This is a genomic window from Candidatus Glomeribacter gigasporarum BEG34 (genome assembly GCF_000227585.1).
GTDB lineage: Bacteria > Pseudomonadota > Gammaproteobacteria > Burkholderiales > Burkholderiaceae > Glomeribacter > Glomeribacter gigasporarum_B.
Genome location: NZ_CAFB01000051.1, coordinates 1 through 20988 on the forward strand (window position 1 = coordinate 1; position 20988 = coordinate 20988).

The window sequence follows — 20988 nt, forward strand, 5'->3', positions numbered from 1 at the left end:
AATTTGAAGGACAAGGCTGATGGTACGAATGTACCTTGAGAAAGATGGGCCATGATGTATCCCCGTTTCTGGTAGCAAACCCGCCATCCTTCTTGTCACGGAAGGGTGGCGAAACCGAACAGGGGTGACAAACCAGAGCAACGGAACCGGCGAGCCTTGCGGCTACCCTGAACGGCCCGCCATAGAAGCGATCAATCAAAGAGAGATTTTTAGGCGGTATACGGTTGTTTATTGATATTTGGCTGATGAGAAAACCGGCCGTTGATGTTCCCCGCCTTTTACATCATGTTCTTCGGGCTGCCGGTAACGTGGCAGTTAAAGGGGATGGAGGGTTGAGTGCTGCGGACGATGGATATCCCGCAGCCGGATATGCGTAGGAGTGGGAAATGAAGCAGAAGCGGCAGTCTGAGGATTCAGGCCAAGCGACAGCCGCGTAAATGCTCCAATATCCGCAAAGGAGATTTTTCAGGGCACGCCATTGCCTCAACAGGCAAATAAAAAGTCTGCTCCAACAGGTATTGCCCCGAAAGGGCCGCATGCGAAACATGGTCGGTTTGGACAATCCAGCTACTGCCTGCTGGAAAACGGATTTCAGTGGCTCGTACATTTTGCTGGTAGGCATTGTCGCGCTTCATGAGATCGTGCAGTTGCAACATGAAATGGTCATACAGGGTGCGGCAGCTTTTTGTGATGCCAAGCATCTGTAGCAGCCTTGCGCTACCAGGTACGGGACTCTGAATCTGGGGCAGAAAATGTCGAGCAACATCGGTAAAAGATTCGCCGATGCGCCAGACTCTATCTTGCCGGTTCGGATTGATATTGCAAAAAAGCCGCAAAATGCGTTTGCCCTGATTCGGACTAGACGGAAAGGCGTCTACATGTAGGGAGGTATCGTCTTTGCGTAGAGAGGTTTTACGGCCCTGAATTTCTAATGGCCGGTAACTGGTGCGGCCTGTCTGTAATGTTAGAGCGTAGGAGGGAAATAGGGTTTGATAAAGCCAGTGGCCTGCACATGAAAACGCCGTATTATCCTTTTAAGCAGCGATAAATTCTGTGAAGAGCCGGTTGCGCCACGGAGCGTGTCAGCCGTTGGATGGTAGCTGATATTTTTGGCTTTTGGGTCGCTGTAATCAGCGGTGAACAGGGCATGCTCCTCTGGATTTAGAGAGAACTTGAGGTTTGGAAGAAAGAGTATCTGACCGTCCTCAAGGCCATTTAAAGCAGCGGCGCGTTCTTCGGAGGAGAAGTCCGCTTGCCAGTTGTGAGCGGAGAAAGAAAGTAAAGGGCCGCAGGATAGGGTGGCGGTGGTATCAAAGTGTTTCATCGATATTATAAATTATCTTACTTTTTTATCCGGTGACTGCTTGCGGTCATCAAACGGATCTTCTTTAGAATGAACTTCGATTTCTTCATAAACTGGTTCTGATTTTGATGGTGTCTGCTGTTTTTTCTTCCATTGATAAAAAACATATTCCATATAGTTAATAATTTTATTGAGCTCGGTTACGGGAAGGGCCTTAAACCTCTCCTCAGAAATAGGAAACGGCCAATAATCAGGTGGGCCTCCCCGAGAAGGAGCGTGTCCCCCTCGTTTTTTCTCTCCTTTACCCATCTCTAACCAATCAACCGATACATTTAATGTGCGAGCAATAGCCGCCAAGTGTTTTGAACCTCGGTTAATTCCAGTTTCGATCTGCCCGATCAGTCCTTGAGAAACGCCAACTCTTCGCGCTAGTGCCTCTTGAGACATTCCCGATTCGGTTCTTGCTTCTCTTACACGATTACCTATTCCCATAAATATAAGCATATTAGTAAACTTAAAAAGTTTACTATTGACTTTTATAATTAGTGTGCTAATATTCAAACATGAACTGGAAAAAAATCATTTCAGATTTAGTAGCAGCCAAACTGACTCAGAAAGAAATTGCTAAACGTATTGGCGTCACTCAGTCCGCTATTAGCCAAATACTGAGCGGGAAAAAATCCGCTCAGAAGGGGTTTAGGTATGAACCTGGGCAGCGCCTCATCGCGCTATATAAATCATATGGTGGAGACAATCACCTGATCTGGCCGGAGCTTGCTACTGCGTCTGCTCCCCCTTCTCGCCCCACGCCAACGCGGGGCTGTGAGGCGGCGTGATGAACATTTTTGATGTCCTCTATCGTCAAGCGCGTGCAGATCACGCAAAAGCGATGCTCAAGTGCCGCTCGGAATCTCGCCCAGAAGCGCTTTCGCAAGCTGAACAGAATGAGCGATTTAAGGGCTATGAGGTTCCCTCAACAAGCAAGGAATTGGAAATGACCTGTCTGAAAGACCCCCAAACGCTGGCCGAAAACGATCAAAGTCTGGGCGATGCGCCCGCCGACACTGGAATTGTCCTTGGGCGCATTTTTAAGCACATTTCTAATCGACTGTCCAAGCTCGAAACAGAACTGGCTAAAAAAGAGTGTTTGTTCTCACAGTGTTTCCCCAAGAAGAATGACATAACGAGTACGCATTTTCTGCAGTCAATTCTGTTTCATCCCGATGGCCTGTTGATTGAAGCGGTCACTGATAGGGAGATGTTTTGGCTTGAGCTTGCGCCTGCGGGATGGGCGCGCTTTGACAAAGTGGCAAGCCATCAAGACGGCAAAGTCGCCGGCCATTCAACAGACCGAGGCATTTTTGCACTGCGCGCATTGCAGTCAACACGTGAGCCGTGGCCGGAGGGGTCAACGATGACATGAGCGGCTTTTTGCCTGGTTCAATCACCCATGTCCTTGTCAGACCATCCTGCTTATCAGGCAATGAAGAGTTTGGTATCGGAAAGAGTAAACACATCATGCTAGCAATTTGCCTCTGTAACTATAAAGTGGATGGGACACGCAGGCCCTGCTCTTCCGCCTGTGCGCGTGAAATCATAAGACTCCTGATTAATAAGCGTTTTCTTGCCTTCTTGCGCGCACAAGATACAAGCGCGCGTCGGTTCAGCGCCCGATTTCCTCACGGTTTTGAAGTCTTCCAGAAAGACGTTGCCGTATCCGTCGATGCACTTTTGGTAGTTCTCAAATCCAGGAATGTGATGACCCAATTCATTATCAAGCCGTTTCTCCAATTCAGCATTCTTTTTAGAAAGGGCCGCATTCTCAGAAATCAGTGCCTGATTGCGCGTAACTAATGCCGCATTTTCAGAAACAAGTTGCTGATTTTGAGCAACAACCTGCGCATTCTCATGAACAAGCGCCGTATTGCGTTCAATAAGCGCCGCATTCTCAGAAACCAAAGCGTTGTAGCGCGCATGAAGTTCCCGAATCCGGCGCAACGGCCCGCGCAACCAGCGCCAGAACGCCTTGACATACTGGCCAGCAAGCGAAGTGCCGAGGCTTTTAAACACACTGAGCAAGAAAACCCCAATTTCCATGAGGATTCCTCCGTTGAAGGGTTAACCGGTATAGAGGCCATTGATTCTAAAGCGGGTGGGAATCCTCACCCTACAGATACGGAGGGGGCATAAATGCTGATTTCTGTCAACGATAAGGAAATGTGGGTATGCGACTTCTGCCTAAGAGCCGAACCGGATAACGCACTCCAATCCAAACATACGAGTGCTGTGATCTGCTTTTCTTGTCTCAAAAATCCTATGGAGTCGGGTTTTATAAGTGAGCCTGACCCCACAGCCGCCGCTTCAGAAGCGGCGCAAAGAGTGGAGTCTGAGTAATGGCCCATCCCGATCTCAGACGCAAGCGACACAACCCTTACAGACATAAGGGCAATGCAATGACCCAACCCTCGAATTTCAAGAAAGGGATTCATGAATCAAAACCCTTCCCATTACCCGTGCCATCTGTGCGGGGAACTGGAACACGCGCACGAGATGCGGGTGAACATCCAGAACGGCGCGGCGCTGTGTGCGTGCTGCGTTCTGGAGCACTTTGAGCCGTGGCGCGATGACTCTGAAGCGGAACGCCCATAAATATTTCTCACTGAAAAGGAAAGCTGAAATGGAACTCAACGCCCGTTATCACCGAATGGCATCAGAGGCGCTGTGCCGATTTGTGATCGAAAGAGTCAAAGCAGAATCTGTTTGGGGTGACGAAGCCTTTAAAAGATTCAGGAGAGCACTGATCAGCCAGCTCCAGTTGCTCAACCGGGATTTTGAAAACCTGCTTGATCGGGACGGCCTCTAAAGAGGCCGAGTAAATGACAAAACCACGTTCCCAACCCTTTCCTAAAGTCCGCTCTGTTGCTGCATGGGGCAGCGATGCAGCGCTTTGGACGCTGCTGTACCTGTGGATGTTCCAGCACATTGAACAGGCCGGTCATGTCTTTCGCTTCGCGATGTGGCTGATGTCGGCCTGCCTGTTGCTGGCATGCCTGCTGATGTGGTGCATCTTGAGTCTCAAAGCGTTGGACATGCCCTGCAAATTTGAGTGCCCGACGCAAGCCTGGAAGTCCTGGCGGCGCGGGTATGAAAACGTCAAGACGGTCATCTTTACCGGTGCCGTCGTCTGGATGGGGCATACCGTACTCGGCGCTGTACTGGCGCTGGCAGGGTTCATGTTTTATCTCACCGTCACGCCGCTCAAGAAGGACAGCGGAAATGGAACGCCGATTCATCCCACATCTGAAGAGAAGTAAATGTCAACTCAAGACTCAATGAAACTTTTAAGCATCGTGCGTATCCCTCACTCTGATATTTGGTCAATGCGCTTTGGTACTGAGCAAAGCACGGTCACTCTAAAAATCCCTGTCAAAGAAGTGGAAGCATTAGCGCATGCCATCACACACGGGTACAAATTCCCCATGTCCGAGAGCACGCGGAATGCCGAGTGCGAATCGGAAGTCGCCAGTCCGCCACAGTCCTCTTTGTGCAATGGAATAGAAGCTCAACTCACCCAATACCAGAACCAAGCGATCACGGACACGCTCTGCCGGCTTGTGGCTGAACAAGGCCATTTATCGCATGAACTGCCGGAATTCCGCCGCGCGCTTATCGATGAATGTCTGGCGATAAACGCCAAGACTTCAGACGCTGCGCTCAAGAATGCCAATTCGAGATGGGCGACACCCATTCCCGCGAAATTCCTGAACGAGTGCCAAGCCGAGGTTTTAGGGCTTCTTGATTGCGCATCTCGGCGCAAATCCGGGTCATCCGAATCATCTGAAATAGATGAAATATTGGATAGGCGCGCTGAAGAACTTAGAGATTTCCGTCGTCATAACCTGCCAGCCCCTTCTGTGCCCGATATAGCCCATCCAGATAAGCCGGATCGAGGTTGCGAGAAAGAGCGGAAGCAATGACCTTTTCTAATTCTTCATTTATCAGACCAGTAGCCGCTGCTCGATTTTGCGAGTGGCGCAATAAAGTGCGCAGCGCAATCTGTATAGCAGTCACTTGTCCTTCCAGTAAGGCCACTTTTGACCAAGCAATATCGAGTTTTACTTTTTCGTGTTCGTTCATACGTCCCCCGTTCATGAGTGATGGTTGAAGTGAAGCGCAACGATTTTCTCATGTGCTCTGGGGGCGGCCCTTTTAACAAAAGCGTGCAGATCGATGTCCTTTAAAGCCTACTACGTACACGCCAGCCCCCTCCGGAGGAGGGTGGCATGAGCGCTGCCTATATACAAGCGGCGCACAAGGCGAAGTTGCAGCCTAACCAAAAGCGCGTGCTGCTCGCGCTGTGTGAAGTCCGCACGAAGGCGGGCGTATGCGATCTGCGGCAGAGAGCGCTTGCCCGCGCCTGTTCTCTTTCCCTCGGCGAGGTCAACCGTTGTGTGAAGGCCCTGGCAGAGCGCAGCTATCTGCGCATCGAGCCGCATCCGCACCGCCGCGGCAATCTGTACCGGATAAACGGCCTTCAACACTGGAATCTCAGCGCGTCCTCCGCTTCCAGTCTGTTTCGCATCTTTCCCACCTGCTCATTGGTACACCGCATGCCCGCAGGCTCCATGAGCGCGCCCGCTTCAAAGCGTCGAGCAGTGAGCGCGGGCGTCAAGAGATGAGTGCCTTTTGCGTCTATGCCGCCGCAAGCGAAAAGTACAGGACGAAAACGATAGATGGTTTGGTTAAGACCCTCAAGATTCAACACTTTGCTCATGAGTCCACAGACCGATGAAACGCCCCTCTTTCCAGTTTTATCCCGCGGATTGGCGTAAGGATTCCGCACTGCAAAGCTGCTCGATTGCCGCGCGTGGCTTATGGATTGAAATGATGTGCATCATGCACGAGTGCGAGCCTTACGGCTATCTATCGATCAATGGCCATGCGATGAATGCTGCACAACTGGCTCGCTTGGTCGGTGAATCCGAGAAAGCCATCAAAGGATTACTCGGTGAACTGGAGAATGCGGGCGTGTTTTCGCGCACAGAAACCGGCTGTATTTATTCAAGAAGAATGGTCAATGATGAACGCATCCGAACGGTGCGCGCAGAGTCTGGGAAGTTAGGCGGTAATCCAGATTTGCTTAAGCAAAAACCAGGCAAAGAGGACAATTTGCTTAAGCAAAAGGATAAGCAAAAATCAACCAAAGCCACAGAAGACGATCAAGCAAAAGCCAACCAAAGCTTCAAGCAAAAGCCAACCCCTTCATCTTCATCTTCATCTTCATCTTCTACTTCGGTTAACTCTCTCAAAGCACCTAACGGCGCTTTGAGAGAGCGCGCGTGCGCGAGTCGCGCCGCGCTTTGTGAGCTGAAGCGCCCCGACTGGCTGCCGGAAGATGCCTGGCGGGATTGGGTGAGCTATCGCAAGACCCACAAATCGAGGTTTACCGAAAAAGCGGCGGAGCTGTCGCTGTGCGAACTGGCGAAGCTGCGCGAGCGGGGATTTGAGCCGCGCGCCGTGATCGAGCAGAGCATTTTGTCAGGCTGGACGGGGCTGTTTCCGCTGAAAGACCGCGCGGGGACGGGGCCGCCGGGCTTGAACCGGCAGGTGGCGCTGGAAACGCGCAATGCGCAGGTCGGCGCGCAATGGCTGGCGGAAATGAAGCAACAGGAGGAAGCGAATGCACCCGGTGGACGTTAAAACATCTCAACTCACGGCATACCCTGAGCGCTTTCAGGCGCTGATTCAGGGCGTCTACGACTTCTACGGCAAGGATTTGAGCCGTTTTACGCTCTCGCTCTGGTGGTGTGCGATGCGGCCGTATGACCTGGCCGCCGTGACCGATGCGCTGAACCGGCACTGCGTGAATCCGGATACGGGTCAGTTTTTGCCAAAGCCTGCCGATGTGGTGCGCATGCTCGGCGGTTCGACGCAGGACGCCGCGCTCATCGCCTGGGCGAAAGTCGATCAGGCGGTGCGGGGTGTGGGGCCGTATCAGAGCGTCGTGTTTGAGGATGCGCTGATTCACCGCGTCCTGGCTGAGATGGGCGGCTGGATTCCGCTCGGTTCCAAAACCGAAGACGAATGGCCGTTTGTGCGCAACGAATTTGTGAATCGCTATCGCGGCTACCGGATGCGCAGCGAAACGCCCGACTATCCGCCGGTGCTGATCGGCTTGTTTGAGGCGCAGAACCGGCAAAGCGGCTATTCGGTTCAGCCGCCGGTGCTGGTGGGCGATGTCGAAGCGGCCAAGCGGGTGATGCACGGCGGAACCCACCAGCCATTGATCGGCTTTACGCGGATGCAACTGGCTCCCCCCGAAGCGCAGCCCGCTTTACGCATCGAAACGCAGAAAAAAGCTGCATGAACGCACACACGACGCCTGAATCCGCCCGCTTGCCGGCTAAGGTGCAACTGCCAGGGCGAGACCCGTTCGTGGCGGTCAAATTTCTGCGCCAGAAGCGCCAGTTGGACATCCCCGACCGGAGCGGCAAGCGGCAGTCGATGAGCGTACTGGAAGCGCAGTTTGCGTTGCGGGTGCGCGTGGCAAAACTGCCGGAGCCGCAGCGGGAGTATCGCTTTGACGCTGATCGCCGTTGGAAGTTTGATTTTGCCTGGCCGGACTGGAAGATCGCCGTCGAATGCGAAGGCGGCATTTGGACGCAGGGGCGGCATACGCGGGCATTGGGCTTTGAGGCGGACTGCAGTAAGTACAACGCTGCGACAGTGCAGGGCTGGCGGGTGTTGCGCTTTACGGCAGGCATGGTCAAAAGCGGCGCGGCGGTCGAAACGTTGACGCAGGCAATTCAGCAGGCGGCGTGAGGGGCGAGCGATGCCTTATTTCTGGTCGAAAAACAGGAAGTTGGGAATGTTGGGGAGCGTGTATTCAGAAATACTGCGGGGAGATGACGGCGTGAGTCAGGCCCATAGCTTCAGTGCAACCAATAGCCCGGTTTGTGCCAGAGCAATGCCAAAGAACCATCTGAGCAACTCAAATTTCATGTTTGCTAATCGGGTATCGATGTCCTTGCGCAGATCGCCGATTTCATGGCGTAGCTCTGCGATGTCTTGCTTGGTGGCAACATCTGAAGAGTCATGCACTCTGCGCACGACAGCGGATATCGCCTTGGCTTGCGGCTCGTCAAAGCCAGCTTTTTCAAGGTCTTCAAATATTTGTAGCGTGTCGAACGCGGGAAGTGCCATAAATCAATTCTCCTTATCAAAAATTTTATCACAGCAGCCCTTGACGCCCTCTGAAGACGAGGCTTATATTGCCGCTCAGGTGCTAGAAACATCTGAAGCAGCGGTTAAGTCGCCCCGTCAGTCAGCGGCTTTTATTTCGCCTATGGGTTTTGCTCAATGGGCGGGAGTGCGGCTAATACAAGACCCGCAAGGGAAATACGCCCGCCGACTCGTTGCGGTTTTCAGCGCCTGCCCGCCCCCTGCTGAAAACAGGGGCTTAAGTCTCTCAACGAGGAGCAAAGCCATGTCGGCATCCGCTCAAGGTACGTCTGTACCATCCCTCTTTTCTTTTGAAGAAAAACCCCTCCGCGCCGTTGTGATTGATGGCGAACCGTGGTTCGTTGCGGCGGATGTTTGCAAAATACTTGAATTAGGCAATCCAACCAATGCTGTTGCCGTGCTCGATGAAGATGAACGCACCCTTACTTTAATTAAGGGTGCCAATAATCAAGAACGCCAAACTAATGTCATCAACGACTCTGGCCTGTACACGTTGACGCTGCGCTGCCGCGATGCGGTGAAAAAGGGTTCTCTGCCGCATCGATTCCGCAAGAAAGTGACCGCTGAAATTCTGCCTGCGATTCGGAAGACGGGGCGGTATGAAGCGACTTCACAGAGCAGCGATATCCGGATGCACCACAGCATAGCGCGGCTGGATATTGAGTTGTGCGCTGACCGCACCTTCACCATTCGCAAGACGGCCATCAATGAGTACACCGCCGCAGACATGCTCTGCGCAATGGCGCGTGCCACCGTCGAAATTGTAAGCAGAACCGATCTTCGGAGGGCTGCGCCTTGAGCGCTGGGCTGTACAAAGAGTTCGTGCTCCGTCATGGCGGCGTCTGGGCGGCCTTGATCGAGTTCGTGAAGACGCATGCCAAAGCCTGCGTCGATCAGGGCGCGCCGCTGCGGGTGATCGTCACTGCCGAGGAACGCAAGCGCAACGCGGAACAGAACCGCTACTACTGGAGTGCGGTATTGCAACACATCGCCGAGCATGCGGAAGTGGGCGGCAAACGCTACGATAAGGAGGTGTGGCATGAGTTCTTTGCGCGCCGGTTTGGCCTGTGCGATGAGGTGACGTTGCCGGATGGGGAGGTTGTGGTACGGCGCAAGTCCACCACGCAAATGACCGTTGGCGAGTTCTCCGATTACCTCCACGCGGTACAGGCGTATGCGGTGATGCGGTTAAGGGTGGAGTTTGAATGAGAGGAAATTTCCTAACTTCTGGTTTTTCTCCCTTGATTATGGTGTAAAAACCAGAAGTTTATTCATCAATGAGAGGAGAAGCATGCAACAGATTATCCATGTCGAAGAAACCGATGTCCGCCGTCGTTTAGCTGAATTGGGTCTTGAGTCTCAAGCATTACTTGAAGCCTTATGCAGAGGATATATGGCACTTATCTTATCCACTCCGAACTATCCGCCACTGTATGCTAGTTTTGCTGCTTGGGCCAATACCGTATGCACGCTGCGCGAGTATTTAACCCTTCAAGGATGGGATCGGCGCGATGAGAATAATTACTCTCTGATAGTCGATAAAAGAAAAGAGATGGCGATTGCTGTATCGACGGGTGATGAAGGAACGGGGCGGCCTGATATGAACCCTACGACAAAATCTTCCAAAGGGCCGAATACAGTGGATGCGGTGACAACCGATCAACTGCAACTGGAGTTACCTCTGGGGCTACCAGACAATCCAGTACCTGTGCAGCCTGTTCACCAGAAAAACCGTTGGGTAACGTGGATTTTTCTCGTTCATTGGGCGATGAATGAAATTCGCTGTGAACTATCACTACCTGTGTTAATAGGTGATACAGCGCGTCCCAGTCTATGGAAAGAGCGCATTCTCCTGAAGCCAGTACCTAAAGATTCGGCACTTAAGATTATCCCTTCCACTTTACCCTCGGATATCGAGGTTGAGATTAAACGTCGCGCATGATGACAGATGTTTTGTTTAATCCCTCTCGATTAACACTTGCGCGTAAGCGCCGCGGATTGACAATGCTTAAACTCGCCTCGCTGATTGGAGTTGAGTCGCGCTCGATATCGGCTTACGAAAAGGATGAGTTTAGGCCAGAAAATGATCGATTGGCCACACTTGCTAAGGTATTACGTTTTCCGAAGTCATTTTTCTTGGGTGACGATCTCGATGAACCGACGCCAGATGTTGCGAGTTTTCGGGCGCTCTCAAAGATGACGGCGGGCCAGCGGGATATGGCCCTGGGCGCAGGTGCGATTGCTTTGATGCTCAATCATTGGATTGAAGCACGGTTTGAGTTGCCATGCGCGGAATTGCTGGATTTAAGCCGTGAAGCTTCTCCAGAAGCGGCAGCGCAGACCTTACGCTATCTGTGGGGAATTGGCGAACTGCCGATCAAGAATGTTGTGCATTTGCTGGAATCGAAAGGGGTACGTGTTTTTTCTTTGTCACTGGATACAACAGATGTTGATGCTTTTTCTCTATGGCGACAGCGCACGCCTTTTATTTTTCTGAATACCCGAAAATCCGCAGAACATGCACGTTTTGACGCGGCTCATGAGCTGGGGCATCTGGTATTACATCGTCATGGCTCTCCGCAAGGTCGAGAAGCGGAAAAAGAGGCGGATACTTTCGCGTCGGCGTTTCTCATGCCGCGCGCCACCTTGCTGACTCAAGTCCCCCGCCTGACGGGTCTTTCACCCTTGATTCCGCTGAAAAAGTTTTGGGGTGTTTCGCTCGCCGCACTGGTTTACCGCTTACACAAAATTGGAGCACTCAGTCCGTGGCATTACCAGATGTTATATATGGAACTGTCATCACGCGGCTATCGTAAAAAAGAGCCTTACGAAGGGCAACGCGAAACCTCTCAGGTATTGCAAAAAGTGTTTGCAGCACTACGACACGAAGGCGTAACAAAAAAAGAGATGGCGTGTGATTTATGTATTCCAGTGGAAGAACTTGAACAACTGATCTTTGGACTTGCCATCACAAGCCTGGACGGTGCTGGAGAGGTCAGTAGACGCAGTCGCTCGCGAAACGTAACGCTTCGGATTGTCCATCCACAGAATGACACTTCGCAGTGAAAAGTTGCGCCATCTGATCGCCACTCTGCCGTGCATGTGCTGCGGCCAGGAAGGGCAAAACCAAGCCGCGCATGCCAACTTCCAGTCTTTTGGCAAGTGGATGGGGATTAAAGCGAGCGATGCGGCGCTGATGGCCCTGTGTGTGCGCTGCCATGCGGAGTTAGATCAAGGTCAGACGATGATGAAGGAAGAGCGGCGCAATGCGCAGTACGAATGGATAGCGAAGACGTGGGTGATGCTCGCGGAACAGGGGAAGGTTGCGGTATGACGATGGAAAGCCATCAGGCTAATCATTCAGGCATGCGCAGGTTGAGGCAAGGCAGGGCAACGGGGGATATGTGTAAGCACTTCAGCCAATGTGTCTTTAGCCATTTCTGTGTCGTATTGAACTTGACCACGCAGCCAATAACCCTCCGACAAGCCGAAATACCGGCACAGACGCAAATCCGTGTCAGCAGAAATGCCGCGCTTGCCATGCACGATTTCATTGATGCGGCGGGGCGGCACGTTAATTGCTTTGGCGAGCGCATATTGGCTGATTCCGAGGGGGCTTAAGAACTCTTCCAAAAGAATTTCACCCGGATGAACAGGTTTTAATTTGTGCATATCTTGCTCCTTCAATGGTAATCAACGATCTCAACGTCGAAGGCATTTCCATTTTTCCAGCGGAAACACACCCGCCATTGAGCATTAATACGGATGCTGTACTGCCCGACTCGATTCCCCTTGAGCAATTCCAGCCGATTGTTGGGGGGGATTCTCAGATCGTCTATACGGCTCGCCCACTCAAGCTGTGCAAGTTTACGCAGCGCAACGCGTTCGATATTGACGAACCGCGCAGTGCGTTTGCGCTGGAACAGGGATTGGGTGTCTGGGCATTTAAACGATTGAATCATTACCTGATGGTAACGGATTTCGTTAATAATGGAAAGCGTTATTAAGCGTGGGGAAATATGAAGCACGGTAGACACGAAATCCCCATTCCCTCCTGGGTCGATCACGAGATGCAGAATTGGGCGCGGTGGAGCTTGTCGGCGGAATATCCGGGGCGTCCGGACTGGCCGGGGCCAAGGATGGCGCGAGACCTGATCTCTCGTTTTTACCGCGCGCCGGATTGGGGCGATGATGTGCGCCCGCTGCCACCGAATGAAGCGCATGCGCAGAGGGTTGAGCAGGTAGTTCAGAAGCGGATGCAGCCGTTGGAGCGCCGGATTGTGGATGCCGAATATGTGCATCCGTGGGCGTCTGGACGTTGGCGCAATGGAAGGGTTGGCGCGGCGCGCCATCTGAAGCTATCCTTGAATTCATATGAAGCGATCTTATGTAGTGCTTGTCTTAAGGTTGAGCAGGCGTTCGGTCAATGAAATATGCGCAGGAGATTATCGATTTGATGGGTGCGTATCCAGGGCGGGAATTCCGGATGCGGGAGATCGTGAATTCCATTGCGGGGAAGAAGGCAAAGGTTGAAGAGCGCTACAAAATTAGAAAAGGGGTTTGCCGTGTGCTTCATCAATTAAGTACAGTGGGTTCAATTGCAATGATGAAACAAAAAGAACGTGGGGCGTCTGCCTGCTATGTCTGGAAAAAGTGAGACATGAACTCTTGAAAAGTGAGACATGAAGTCTCCAAAAGTGAGACAGAAACTGAGACAATATCGGCAGGACAATTGCGTCCACCGTATTTAGAAGCCCGCCTGGTGTTGAAACCGGCGGGCTTTTTATATTGATGGCTCTCCTGAAGTGAGTGGAATCCGTCTATCCCGTGTGCAGTGTGAAGGGTCGTGGATGACCCGGTGCGCGGCAAGCCCCGTCCTTCAGGCCGGGGAGGATGTCAAGGAATCGGGGGGGTTTTCCAACTATAAAAAAGGATGCGCGACCTCTCAATTGAGTATCGTCCGGTGGCCTCATTGCTGCCGTCGATACGCAATAGCCGCACACATAGCGATGCGCAGCGCCTCTTGCCAGCGTTGCGCGGCCATATGTGCGCGGACGGATGCAAGTTTGGTATTCATGAGTCTTGGCAAATAATGATTGAGTGCACCTTCAGCTTAGGCAGAGCGTGGTTGAATGCAAGGGTTTTAGATGGCGCGTCCTGCTTTTAAACCGACCGAAGAGCAACGTAAGCTGGTCGAGCAATTAGCCGCCTTTGGCGTACCCGTCGGCAGCATGTGCGTGATGGTGGTCGATGCGCGCGGCGGAGAAAACAGAGATGGGCTGGCGCGTGCAGACTTTGAGGCGCACCCGTAATGGCGGATTTGGCGGAAGTGGAGCAGGCGCTGGTGAAACTCATCAGCCAAGCGGCTTATCCGAACGGTGTCGATCAACCCTCTGTTGCAGGGTGCGATATTGCGGTCTTTCAGGGCTGGCCGAAATTTGAAGCGCTGAGCGCCGCGCTCGATGCCGGTCATGTGCAAATTTCGGTTTTTCCACGGCCCGATGAGCGGGTCACGGTACCTGTCTCTTCCACTTGGCAAACCCTTTCGATTCAGCCGCCGACACTCACGGCCACCGTCGAAGGCGAGAGGGTGAGGCTGGGCGGAACCGTGCAGGTTCCTCAGAGCGTTGCGCTCATTGTCGATGAAGACGATTTCGTCTATGCCGTTCAGGATGCCGATGCGGTGCAAGACATCGCCGCGGCGCTGGCAAAACGCATCCAGGCGAAACGGCCCGCGTCTTGTGCGGGTGCAGTGATCTCAATCCCCAATGCACGCCGGCTGATTGCGCGCGTGGGCACGATGGGCGCGTGTATACGGGCGCTACGCCGGCAACACACGACGTTCCAAATCACCGTGTGGTCGAAGCATCACGATCAACGGGATTGTGTGGCCGCGCAAATAGATACGGCCCTTGCGGCCCTGTGCCGTTTTCGGCTGCCGGACGGCACGACGGGCCTGCTGCGCTATCACCGCAGCGTCCAGAGCGACGAATGGCAGAAGCAGCGGCTTTACCGGCGCGATTTGTTTTATGAAGTGGCGTATGCAACGACCCAGACGCAGGAAACAGCGACGATTACCGTACCGCAATTAAAGGTGAGCGGTGGCCCTGCGCTGGATCGACAAGGCCCTGTAACGGTGATTAATCGCTAACTTTTAAGCACTCATTTTTTTATTCCAGAGCCGCTTTGCTTGACCGCAAGCGGCTTTTTTATTTAAGGAGGCATGAATGCCGATCAGTCAACAAGGCGCAATCAATAAGACCGCGCAGATCGTACCGGACGTGTATGTCCAGATCGTTGCGCCGCGTGTATTGCTGCTCAACGGCGTACCGACCAATATTCTGGGTATGGTGGGAACTGCGCAGTGGGGGCCGGTGAATGCGCCGGTCACGATTGGCAGCATGGCGGACTATGCGCGCCGTTTCGGTTCGATTCTCCCGCGTTTGCACGATCTGGGAACCGCCGTTGCTGCGGCAACGCTGCAAGGCGCAAACAACTTCCGCTGCGTGCGGGTCACAGATGGCACGGATACGGCGGCCTGGGCTGAACTATTGTCAGAGAAAGCGAACGGTACGCCTAAAAAGCCGAAGAAACCCAAAGCGCCCGAAGACGAGACGCCCATAGGCGATCATCCGCCTGGCGATGGCCCAACAGACGGCAATCCAGGCTATCCGCCGCGTGTTCTGGAGGATGCCACGGTTTGCCTTAGGCTGGAAAGCAAATACACCGGTTCACTCGGCAACCTCACGCAATTCACCTTAGCGCCAGGCAGCAAAAAAGGGACGTGGCGCGTCACCCTCTCGATGCCAGGCTTGATGCCCGAAGTCTTTGACAATCTGGCAGAGGGCGCAACTGGCAACGCGGTGTGGGTCGAGATGGCCAACGCGATCCATCAAGGGATTTCTGGCGTGCGCGGCCCGTCTGATCTGATTAAAGCAACCGCAGGCACAGGCAAAGATGCGCCGAAAGAGATCACGCTCACCTTCACGGGCGGTACAGATGGGGCGGAGAAAATCGACGGCGCAGCGCTACTTGGTCAAGACACTGGCTCGCGCACCGGCCTCTATGCGTTGCGCAGAACAGGCGCGAGTATTGCGATGCTCGCCGATTGCAGTGACTCCGCCACCTGGAGCGCGCAGGCCGCGTTCGGGTTGTCCGAAGGCGTCTATATGATCGCGACCGGCCCCGCCAGCGAGTCGATTGACCAGGCCATCCAGACGAAAGAAAACGCCGGAATCGATAGTTACGCAATCAAGCTCCTGTTCGGTGATTGGGTCTATTTCAACGATACGGTGAATGGCGAAACACGGCTGATTTCACCGCAAGGCTTTGTTGCAGGACGCTTATCCAGTTTATCGCCGGAACAGTCCAGTTTGAATAAACCGTTGTACGGCATGGTCGGTACGCAGCAGTCGATGCAGCATTTGACGTATTCGCAGGCGGAATTGCAGCAACTCGCACAGGCGGGCATCGACCTCATCACCAACCCCATTCCCGCAGGCCATTCATTCGGCGTGCGCATCGGCCATAACACCAGTAGCAATGCGGTGATCAATGGNGACAACTACACACGTTTGACCCATTACATTGTNTNGACACTGGAACAAAGGAATGGGGGAATACGTCGGCAAGCTGCACACGCTGGACGAACGCCGCAGTGCACAGGCAACGCTCATCGCCTTCCTCTCTAATATGGAACAGCAAGGCATGATTGGCGCGGTCAATGGCGGGCCGGCTTTTACCGTGCAGATCGACGACAAGAATAATCCGGACGAAAGCGTGGCGCTCGGCTATCTGCAAGCCGACGTGAAAGTCGTTTATCTGTCGGTCATCGAGAAATTTTTGATCAATGTCGAAGGCGGGCCGTCCGTGAGAATCGAACGGCGCAGCACGCAATCCCAATAACCCTGCCAGGAGTCATCCATGCCGATCAATGGCCTATCCGTCGGGCGTGATATCACGCTCGACCTGATTACCCCAAACGGGCCGCTGCGCCTGAACGTCATTACCAAATTCACCAGCAAGCCGGACGTGGTGGACGAAAAAATCAAGCCGCTCAATCGCGCCCCCATCCATTTGCGCTTTCCGGATGGCTGGTCAGGCTCGTTCGAAATTGAGCGCGACAGCGACGCGCTGGATCGCCACTTTGCGCGAGCCGAGGACGACTATTACCTGGGAGTGAACGAGTCGCCGTGCACGATTACAGAAACGATCATCGAGCCGAACGATGCGATTTCGCAATACCGCTATGAAGGCGTCTTGCTCAAGCTCGAAGACGCGGGCGAATGGGAAGATACGAAATCGGTGAAGCAAAAATTGTCCTTTGTCGCGTCACGGCGCAAGAAAGTGTCTTAAACCGTTCCTTCAAAATGCCCTGAACCCTCGTGTGTAAGGAATCACCATGTCTGAACCGATGAAACAAGCGAAAGTGACGTTGAACCCTTCCGAAGAAATCATCCAGGCCGCGCATGCCGAAATCACCGTACTTGATGCGCGCCATCGGGTCATTCGCCTGAAAAAGCCTGGCGTGCTCGCGCAATACCGCTTGATCGAACTCCTAGGCGAATCCGCCAAAAACGAAGTCTATATGGGGATGGTGCTCCCGCTGATCTTTGTCACGGCGATCAATGACGCGCCGGTCTATATGCCCGCGAGCAAAGCGCAGGTCGAAGCGCTGATCCAGCAACTGGATGAGGACGGCATCGCCGCCGTGATGCAGGGCGTGCAGGAATACTTTGGAAAGGCTGACCCAGAAGGGGACAAAGCCGCGCTAAAGAAGTAGCGCAGGCCGCGCCGATCAAAGAGTGTTTATGGCTGATCAAGAACGGCGTCCCGTTCGATGTCGCGTTTTCGCTGGATGACATTCACCGCGCCGCGTGGTCGATCATCTTCTCCGAGATGAACGGCGCAAAGTTCAACTGGAACACGATGGATTTTGAGGAACTGAAATGAAATCCTTTGGCAGTCTGGCCGCCTTTGCCGCGCATCTGGTCAAGTTAGAGGTGGATGTCGCCCGCGCTGCGCATCGCGGCCTGGAAAGCGCCGCGATTGCCGTTGAAAAAACGGCCAAAAACCAGTTTGGACACTATCCGCGCGCCATTGGCGACTTTGAGCAATGGCCGCCGCTGAAGGAAGCGACGAAAGCGGATCGGGTCAGACAAGGCTACTCGCCCGATGAGCCACTGTTGCGCTCAGGCGCGCTACGCGATTCCATCACGCACGAAGTGCGCGGGTTAGACGCGGTGATCGGCTCAGAGCATGAGGTGATGGTGCATCAGGAACTGGGGACGAGCACAATCCCGCCGCGTCCGGTACTCGGCCCGGCGGCGCTTAGAAACCGGCGCAAGATTCAACGAATGTTAGGACATGCAGCGGCCAGCGCCATTGCCGGTACAACGCAGCTTCCGAAGTATGACTTTGAAACTTGATCAGGCGGCCAAGGGCGTTAATTCGACCTGAAAATGAAGCCCATCCTGGTTGAGTTTTTCCTGAAGCGCTAAGCGGACAAACTGTTCAGGAGAATAGCCAAGTTTCTCCGCATAGGCGGCGGCCAGTTTTGGGCTTGGACATTTCCGGTGATGCTCCAGGTCACACAGATACTGTTTGCTGATGCTGAGCTTTTGCGCGAATGCCGTCACGGTCATCTCTTCCGCTTGACGGATTGCCGCAAGCAGATGACCAAGCCTGAGTTGCGCGCCCGTGATTTTTTCAAGCGCTTTGAGCGAGCGCTGCGTCATTGTGCTTTTAATAGTCATGCTTGTTGACCTCAACGATTTCGACACATTGGATATTTTGATGTTCATCAATGGTGTAAATGGCTCGATAGGCGCGGCTCAGACGAATCGAGCGTTGGCTCTGACGCTTGCCTTTTAAAGGTTCATCGTGATAGCCAGGAATTTTACGTGCTGCCATCAAACCGCGATGTCCGACGTCATCAATCCACGCTTGCAGCTTAATCGCAATGTGGAGCGGTACTTTCTTCAAGTCTTTAAGCGCTTGAGGTGACAGTGTGACGTTACAGATATCTTTCATGTTGATCAATGTACTCTAAATAAGAGTACTTTGCAAGCGCATTTCGTTTATGTTCGAAGCGTACAAAATCGGCATCCGCATCAGTCTGATCAACCACGCGGCATCGGGCTTACTCGGACTCTCCCGCCAGTTCATGCGTGCGGAGCAAAGCGCGCGGGAGCTGGAAGCGCGCATCCTGTCGATCAAGCATCAGGCGCTAAAAGGCGGACTATCGCTTGGCGTCGGGGTAGCGGGTTTGTCCCTGTTCAAAGGGCCGCTGAAGGATGCAATGGCCTATCAGAACCAACTCTCCAATCTGAACGTTTTGGGGATGAAACAGGCTGAAATCGCTGAAGTGGTGGGAAAAGCCTGGCAAGTGAGCCGCGATGTGGTGACATCAACCGCAACGGACAATCTCAAAGCGTATCGGGAATTGCGCAGCGCCTTCGGTGCAGGGCATGAGCATGAAGCGCTAAGTGTATTGCCACAGGTGCAGATGGCCTCCAGCATTCTGGAAGCGGTGTCCGGCCAGAAACAGGCGCATGTCGGCTTCGATATGGTCAAGGCGATTGAGATTGGCACAAAGGGGGCCATCAGCACGAATGCTATCCAGCGCCAGGCGGAAATGATGACGCAGGCGATTGTGGGTATGGGCGGCACCGTAACGGTATCGGATTTCCATCAGGCGCTGAAATATGCGCGCACCGCTGCGCCTTATCTGTCGGAAGAATTTAAATACAACTATCTGCCAACGCTGATCCAGGAAATGAAAAGCGGACGCGGCGGTAGCCAGGGCGGGGCATCGGGCGCGGGTAACATGATCGCCAGCCTGTACGGGATGATTGCGGACCGGATGATTCCGAAAGACCTGATGCAAAACTGGGTCGATGCAGGGCTGGTGAAACGCGGGATGATGGTGCCGAACAAGCCGCATACCGGCACGGCAAAGATTCTGCCAGGCGGGATCAAAGGGTCGGACGTATTCGCGCAAAACCCGCTCGCATGGGCCAATACATACGCCGCGCCCGCGATTCAGAGATTGATGCGAACAAAGCATCTATCGGAAGTCGATGCGTACTATGCGCTGACCAAAAACCGGATTGCTGCGTTCGGCTTGCAAACGCTGGTGAACAAGGCGCAGCAGTTTGAGCGGGATCGAATCTTGATCGAACGGGCGAGCGGCATCGACGCTTACCGGCAACTCACCAGGACGAATCCGCAATTGGCGACCCAGGCGCTGCACACGCAATGGAAAAATCTGAAGACCCAGGTCGGCATCGCGCCATTGCCTGAGACACTCGCCGGTCTGCACGGGCTGACCGAGACGCTGAAAAAACTGAATGCGTGGGCGGAAAAGAACACCGGCACCGTTAAGGGTCTCAGTATTGCTTTTACTGTGCTCTCCGGCGCGCTGGCGTTTCGCGACACGGTATTGCTATTAGCTGACGCCTTTCGGGTGCTTGGAGCAGCAATGCTCTGGAGCGGGCTGGGTGTCTTTAAAGGCGGTCGGGTGGGGGCTTCCATACTCGGCAAAGCGGCCAAATCCAGGCCAGTGCGTTTTATTGGGAAGCACCTGATTAAAGCGCCGCTGGCTTCTATCCTGAAGCCGTTTTCATGGGCGGGCGGCAAGTTCATCACATTATCCAGAGGTATCGCACGCGCAAGCGGCGCTTGGTTTGCGCGGGCAATGAAGGCCATCCGCACAAGCAAACCCGCCGCCCTGTTGGCTCAAGTGTTTTCAGGCGTATTTGGCAAGCTGCGTGGTGTATTCGGCAAGCTGCGTGGTGTATTCGGTGGCGTGCTGGGCCGTTTCATGATGCCTGCATTGACCTGGATTGGCCGCATTCTGATGATTGGACTACGGGCGATTCCGATCATTGGTTGGGTGGTGATGGCCGTCACGCTCGGCCTCTGGCTCTGGCGCAATTGGGATGTGATCTGGAAAAAAGTGAAAGCCATCGGAACTTGGGCCAGTAAAATGATTGTAGGCATCGGAACTTGGGCCAGTAAAATGATTGTAGGCGCATGGGTCTGGGTCAAAAAGAAAATCGGCCCTCTCTGGACTGTACTTAAAAGCGCGTTGGGCCGTGCATTGAAGACTTTTATCTGGTGGTTCCTCGATCAATGGCAATTTCTGTTCAACACGATCCTCTCTGGGATCAACAAAATTCTTCCCAAAGCGTGGGAACTCAAGCGACTCAGCTTTGCAGACCAGTACCGCGCGCGCCATTTGCCGGATAAACAGAGCCGGCATATTGCACCGCGCGCTGTTCAGACCGTGCAGGTGCATTCGGTGATCAATCTGAAAGATCAAGCGATTGCAAAGGTCGTCACCACGCATCAGGCGCGCGCGGCCAATCGGTCTGGCACAGGCGCATCCCTCTTTGACCCGACAATGGGCGTGCTTCCCATTGGCATGGCATGAACGGAAC

Annotated in this window: 31 protein-coding genes and 1 pseudogene; 23 read left to right on the top strand and 9 right to left on the bottom strand. The window is 53.7% G+C overall.

The window, feature by feature from the left end:
* Positions 1-413 precede the first annotated feature (413 nt).
* Together CAGGBEG34_RS12205 and CAGGBEG34_RS09705 are read right to left on the bottom strand one after the other, a co-directional pair.
* Positions 414-1324 (bottom strand): annotated as a pseudogene (locus CAGGBEG34_RS12205) (Kdo hydroxylase family protein).
* Positions 1325-1336: 12 nt separating this feature from the next.
* Positions 1337-1864, bottom strand: a complete 528-nt coding sequence (locus CAGGBEG34_RS09705; protein WP_050009351.1) for a helix-turn-helix domain-containing protein — start codon at positions 1862-1864, stop codon at positions 1337-1339.
* A 2-nt stretch (positions 1865-1866) separates the two neighbouring features.
* On the opposite strand from CAGGBEG34_RS09705, the gene CAGGBEG34_RS06790 reads away from it, so the two are divergent.
* Positions 1867-2139 carry a helix-turn-helix domain-containing protein gene (locus CAGGBEG34_RS06790; protein WP_042688284.1) on the top strand — a complete coding sequence of 91 codons (273 nt, stop codon included), beginning with the start codon at positions 1867-1869 and terminating at the stop codon, positions 2137-2139.
* The gene (locus CAGGBEG34_RS06795; RefSeq protein ID WP_006683010.1) at positions 2139-2726 is read left to right on the top strand and encodes a hypothetical protein; all 588 of its coding nucleotides are present in this window, start codon (positions 2139-2141) and stop codon (positions 2724-2726) included. The genes CAGGBEG34_RS06790 and CAGGBEG34_RS06795 overlap by 1 nt, the downstream gene beginning before the upstream one ends.
* A 98-nt stretch (positions 2727-2824) precedes the next feature.
* Here the strand turns inward: CAGGBEG34_RS06795 and CAGGBEG34_RS06800 are convergent, their stop codons facing one another.
* Entirely contained in the window at positions 2825-3400 is a 576-nt protein-coding gene (locus tag CAGGBEG34_RS06800; protein ID WP_006683011.1) for a hypothetical protein, read from the bottom strand.
* Between the two features lie 390 nt (positions 3401-3790).
* Between CAGGBEG34_RS06800 and CAGGBEG34_RS11075 the strand changes: the two genes are divergently transcribed.
* The 3 genes from CAGGBEG34_RS11075 to CAGGBEG34_RS06810 are packed head-to-tail and all read left to right on the top strand — an operon-like array spanning position 3791 to position 4617.
* Positions 3791-3952 carry a hypothetical protein gene (locus CAGGBEG34_RS11075; RefSeq protein WP_158641823.1) on the top strand — a complete coding sequence of 54 codons (162 nt, stop codon included), beginning with the start codon at positions 3791-3793 and terminating at the stop codon, positions 3950-3952.
* Positions 3953-3980: 28 nt separating this feature from the next.
* A complete protein-coding gene (locus CAGGBEG34_RS06805; RefSeq protein WP_158641824.1) occupies positions 3981-4166 on the top strand; it encodes a hypothetical protein in 186 nt (61 codons plus the stop codon).
* Positions 4167-4179: 13 nt separating this feature from the next.
* Entirely contained in the window at positions 4180-4617 is a 438-nt protein-coding gene (locus tag CAGGBEG34_RS06810; protein WP_006683012.1) for a hypothetical protein, read from the top strand.
* A 562-nt stretch (positions 4618-5179) separates the two neighbouring features.
* Here CAGGBEG34_RS06810 and CAGGBEG34_RS11080 read toward each other — a convergent pair.
* Entirely contained in the window at positions 5180-5440 is a 261-nt protein-coding gene (locus CAGGBEG34_RS11080) for a hypothetical protein (protein WP_158641825.1), read from the bottom strand.
* 146 nt (positions 5441-5586) lie between these two features.
* Here CAGGBEG34_RS11080 and CAGGBEG34_RS06820 point away from each other — a divergent pair, with 146 nt between their 5' ends.
* The 4 genes from CAGGBEG34_RS06820 to CAGGBEG34_RS06835 all read left to right on the top strand — a co-directional run bounded on the left by CAGGBEG34_RS06820 (position 5587) and on the right by CAGGBEG34_RS06835 (position 8125).
* Positions 5587-5982: a LexA family transcriptional regulator gene (locus tag CAGGBEG34_RS06820; RefSeq protein ID WP_006683013.1), complete on the top strand. Its 396-nt coding sequence runs from the start codon at positions 5587-5589 to the stop codon at positions 5980-5982.
* Positions 5983-6091: 109 nt separating this feature from the next.
* The gene (locus CAGGBEG34_RS09710) at positions 6092-7003 is read left to right on the top strand and encodes a hypothetical protein (RefSeq protein WP_006683014.1); all 912 of its coding nucleotides are present in this window, start codon (positions 6092-6094) and stop codon (positions 7001-7003) included.
* Positions 6984-7670, top strand: coding sequence for a DUF6475 domain-containing protein (locus tag CAGGBEG34_RS06830; RefSeq protein WP_050009352.1), 687 nt, complete (start codon positions 6984-6986; stop codon positions 7668-7670). The genes CAGGBEG34_RS09710 and CAGGBEG34_RS06830 overlap by 20 nt, the downstream gene beginning before the upstream one ends.
* Entirely contained in the window at positions 7667-8125 is a 459-nt protein-coding gene (locus CAGGBEG34_RS06835; RefSeq protein ID WP_006683016.1) for a hypothetical protein, read from the top strand. The genes CAGGBEG34_RS06830 and CAGGBEG34_RS06835 overlap by 4 nt, the downstream gene beginning before the upstream one ends.
* 96 nt (positions 8126-8221) lie before the next feature.
* Here the strand turns inward: CAGGBEG34_RS06835 and CAGGBEG34_RS06840 are convergent, their stop codons facing one another.
* A complete protein-coding gene (locus CAGGBEG34_RS06840; protein ID WP_006683017.1) occupies positions 8222-8506 on the bottom strand; it encodes a CCDC90 family protein in 285 nt (94 codons plus the stop codon).
* Between the two features lie 283 nt (positions 8507-8789).
* Between CAGGBEG34_RS06840 and CAGGBEG34_RS06845 the strand changes: the two genes are divergently transcribed.
* The 5 genes from CAGGBEG34_RS06845 (at position 8790) to CAGGBEG34_RS06865 (ending at position 11879) form a co-directional block, all read left to right on the top strand.
* Positions 8790-9344, top strand: coding sequence for a BRO-N domain-containing protein (locus CAGGBEG34_RS06845; protein WP_006683018.1), 555 nt, complete (start codon positions 8790-8792; stop codon positions 9342-9344).
* Positions 9341-9754: a recombination protein NinB gene (locus CAGGBEG34_RS06850; protein ID WP_006683019.1), complete on the top strand. Its 414-nt coding sequence runs from the start codon at positions 9341-9343 to the stop codon at positions 9752-9754. The genes CAGGBEG34_RS06845 and CAGGBEG34_RS06850 overlap by 4 nt, the downstream gene beginning before the upstream one ends.
* A gap of 82 nt (positions 9755-9836) precedes the next feature.
* Positions 9837-10487, top strand: coding sequence for a hypothetical protein (locus CAGGBEG34_RS06855; RefSeq protein ID WP_006683020.1), 651 nt, complete (start codon positions 9837-9839; stop codon positions 10485-10487).
* Entirely contained in the window at positions 10487-11611 is a 1125-nt protein-coding gene (locus tag CAGGBEG34_RS06860; protein ID WP_042688300.1) for a helix-turn-helix domain-containing protein, read from the top strand. The genes CAGGBEG34_RS06855 and CAGGBEG34_RS06860 overlap by 1 nt, the downstream gene beginning before the upstream one ends.
* Positions 11595-11879: a DUF968 domain-containing protein gene (locus CAGGBEG34_RS06865; RefSeq protein WP_006683022.1), complete on the top strand. Its 285-nt coding sequence runs from the start codon at positions 11595-11597 to the stop codon at positions 11877-11879. The genes CAGGBEG34_RS06860 and CAGGBEG34_RS06865 overlap by 17 nt, the downstream gene beginning before the upstream one ends.
* 26 nt (positions 11880-11905) lie before the next feature.
* Here the strand turns inward: CAGGBEG34_RS06865 and CAGGBEG34_RS06870 are convergent, their stop codons facing one another.
* Together CAGGBEG34_RS06870 and CAGGBEG34_RS10260 are read right to left on the bottom strand one after the other, a co-directional pair.
* Positions 11906-12217 (bottom strand): HigA family addiction module antitoxin, encoded by a 312-nt coding sequence (locus CAGGBEG34_RS06870; protein ID WP_006683023.1) that lies wholly within the window; start codon positions 12215-12217, stop codon positions 11906-11908.
* Positions 12218-12228: 11 nt separating this feature from the next.
* On the bottom strand, positions 12229-12507 hold the full coding sequence (locus CAGGBEG34_RS10260) for a type II toxin-antitoxin system RelE/ParE family toxin (RefSeq protein ID WP_081463782.1): 279 nt from the start codon (positions 12505-12507) through the stop codon (positions 12229-12231).
* 57 nt (positions 12508-12564) lie between these two features.
* On the opposite strand from CAGGBEG34_RS10260, the gene CAGGBEG34_RS06880 reads away from it, so the two are divergent.
* From CAGGBEG34_RS06880 to CAGGBEG34_RS06910, 8 genes are all read left to right on the top strand, one after another.
* Positions 12565-12975 (top strand): hypothetical protein, encoded by a 411-nt coding sequence (locus CAGGBEG34_RS06880; protein ID WP_006683024.1) that lies wholly within the window; start codon positions 12565-12567, stop codon positions 12973-12975.
* Entirely contained in the window at positions 12972-13202 is a 231-nt protein-coding gene (locus CAGGBEG34_RS06885; protein WP_006683025.1) for a hypothetical protein, read from the top strand. The genes CAGGBEG34_RS06880 and CAGGBEG34_RS06885 overlap by 4 nt, the downstream gene beginning before the upstream one ends.
* Positions 13203-13692: 490 nt before the next feature.
* Positions 13693-13857: a hypothetical protein gene (locus tag CAGGBEG34_RS11085; protein ID WP_158641826.1), complete on the top strand. Its 165-nt coding sequence runs from the start codon at positions 13693-13695 to the stop codon at positions 13855-13857.
* The gene (locus tag CAGGBEG34_RS06890; RefSeq protein ID WP_006683026.1) at positions 13857-14696 is read left to right on the top strand and encodes a hypothetical protein; all 840 of its coding nucleotides are present in this window, start codon (positions 13857-13859) and stop codon (positions 14694-14696) included. Before CAGGBEG34_RS11085 ends, CAGGBEG34_RS06890 begins: the two co-directional genes overlap by 1 nt.
* Before the next feature lie 1541 nt (positions 14697-16237).
* Positions 16238-16450 (top strand): hypothetical protein, encoded by a 213-nt coding sequence (locus CAGGBEG34_RS10735; protein ID WP_102033302.1) that lies wholly within the window; start codon positions 16238-16240, stop codon positions 16448-16450.
* Between the two features lie 18 nt (positions 16451-16468).
* Positions 16469-16900: a hypothetical protein gene (locus CAGGBEG34_RS06900; protein WP_006683027.1), complete on the top strand. Its 432-nt coding sequence runs from the start codon at positions 16469-16471 to the stop codon at positions 16898-16900.
* A gap of 46 nt (positions 16901-16946) precedes the next feature.
* Positions 16947-17327: a hypothetical protein gene (locus CAGGBEG34_RS06905; RefSeq protein ID WP_006683028.1), complete on the top strand. Its 381-nt coding sequence runs from the start codon at positions 16947-16949 to the stop codon at positions 17325-17327.
* Positions 17328-17493: 166 nt separating this feature from the next.
* On the top strand, positions 17494-17973 hold the full coding sequence (locus tag CAGGBEG34_RS06910) for a phage virion morphogenesis protein (RefSeq protein WP_006683029.1): 480 nt from the start codon (positions 17494-17496) through the stop codon (positions 17971-17973).
* Here CAGGBEG34_RS06910 and CAGGBEG34_RS06915 read toward each other — a convergent pair whose 3' ends face one another.
* A complete protein-coding gene (locus CAGGBEG34_RS06915; RefSeq protein ID WP_203224854.1) occupies positions 17974-18300 on the bottom strand; it encodes a helix-turn-helix domain-containing protein in 327 nt (108 codons plus the stop codon).
* Positions 18290-18577, bottom strand: coding sequence for a type II toxin-antitoxin system RelE family toxin (locus CAGGBEG34_RS06920; RefSeq protein WP_006683031.1), 288 nt, complete (start codon positions 18575-18577; stop codon positions 18290-18292). The genes CAGGBEG34_RS06915 and CAGGBEG34_RS06920 overlap by 11 nt, the downstream gene beginning before the upstream one ends.
* Positions 18578-18626: 49 nt before the next feature.
* Here CAGGBEG34_RS06920 and CAGGBEG34_RS06925 point away from each other — a divergent pair, with 49 nt between their 5' ends.
* The gene (locus CAGGBEG34_RS06925) at positions 18627-20981 is read left to right on the top strand and encodes a phage tail tape measure protein (RefSeq protein WP_006683032.1); all 2355 of its coding nucleotides are present in this window, start codon (positions 18627-18629) and stop codon (positions 20979-20981) included.
* Positions 20982-20988: the final 7 nt, after the last annotated feature.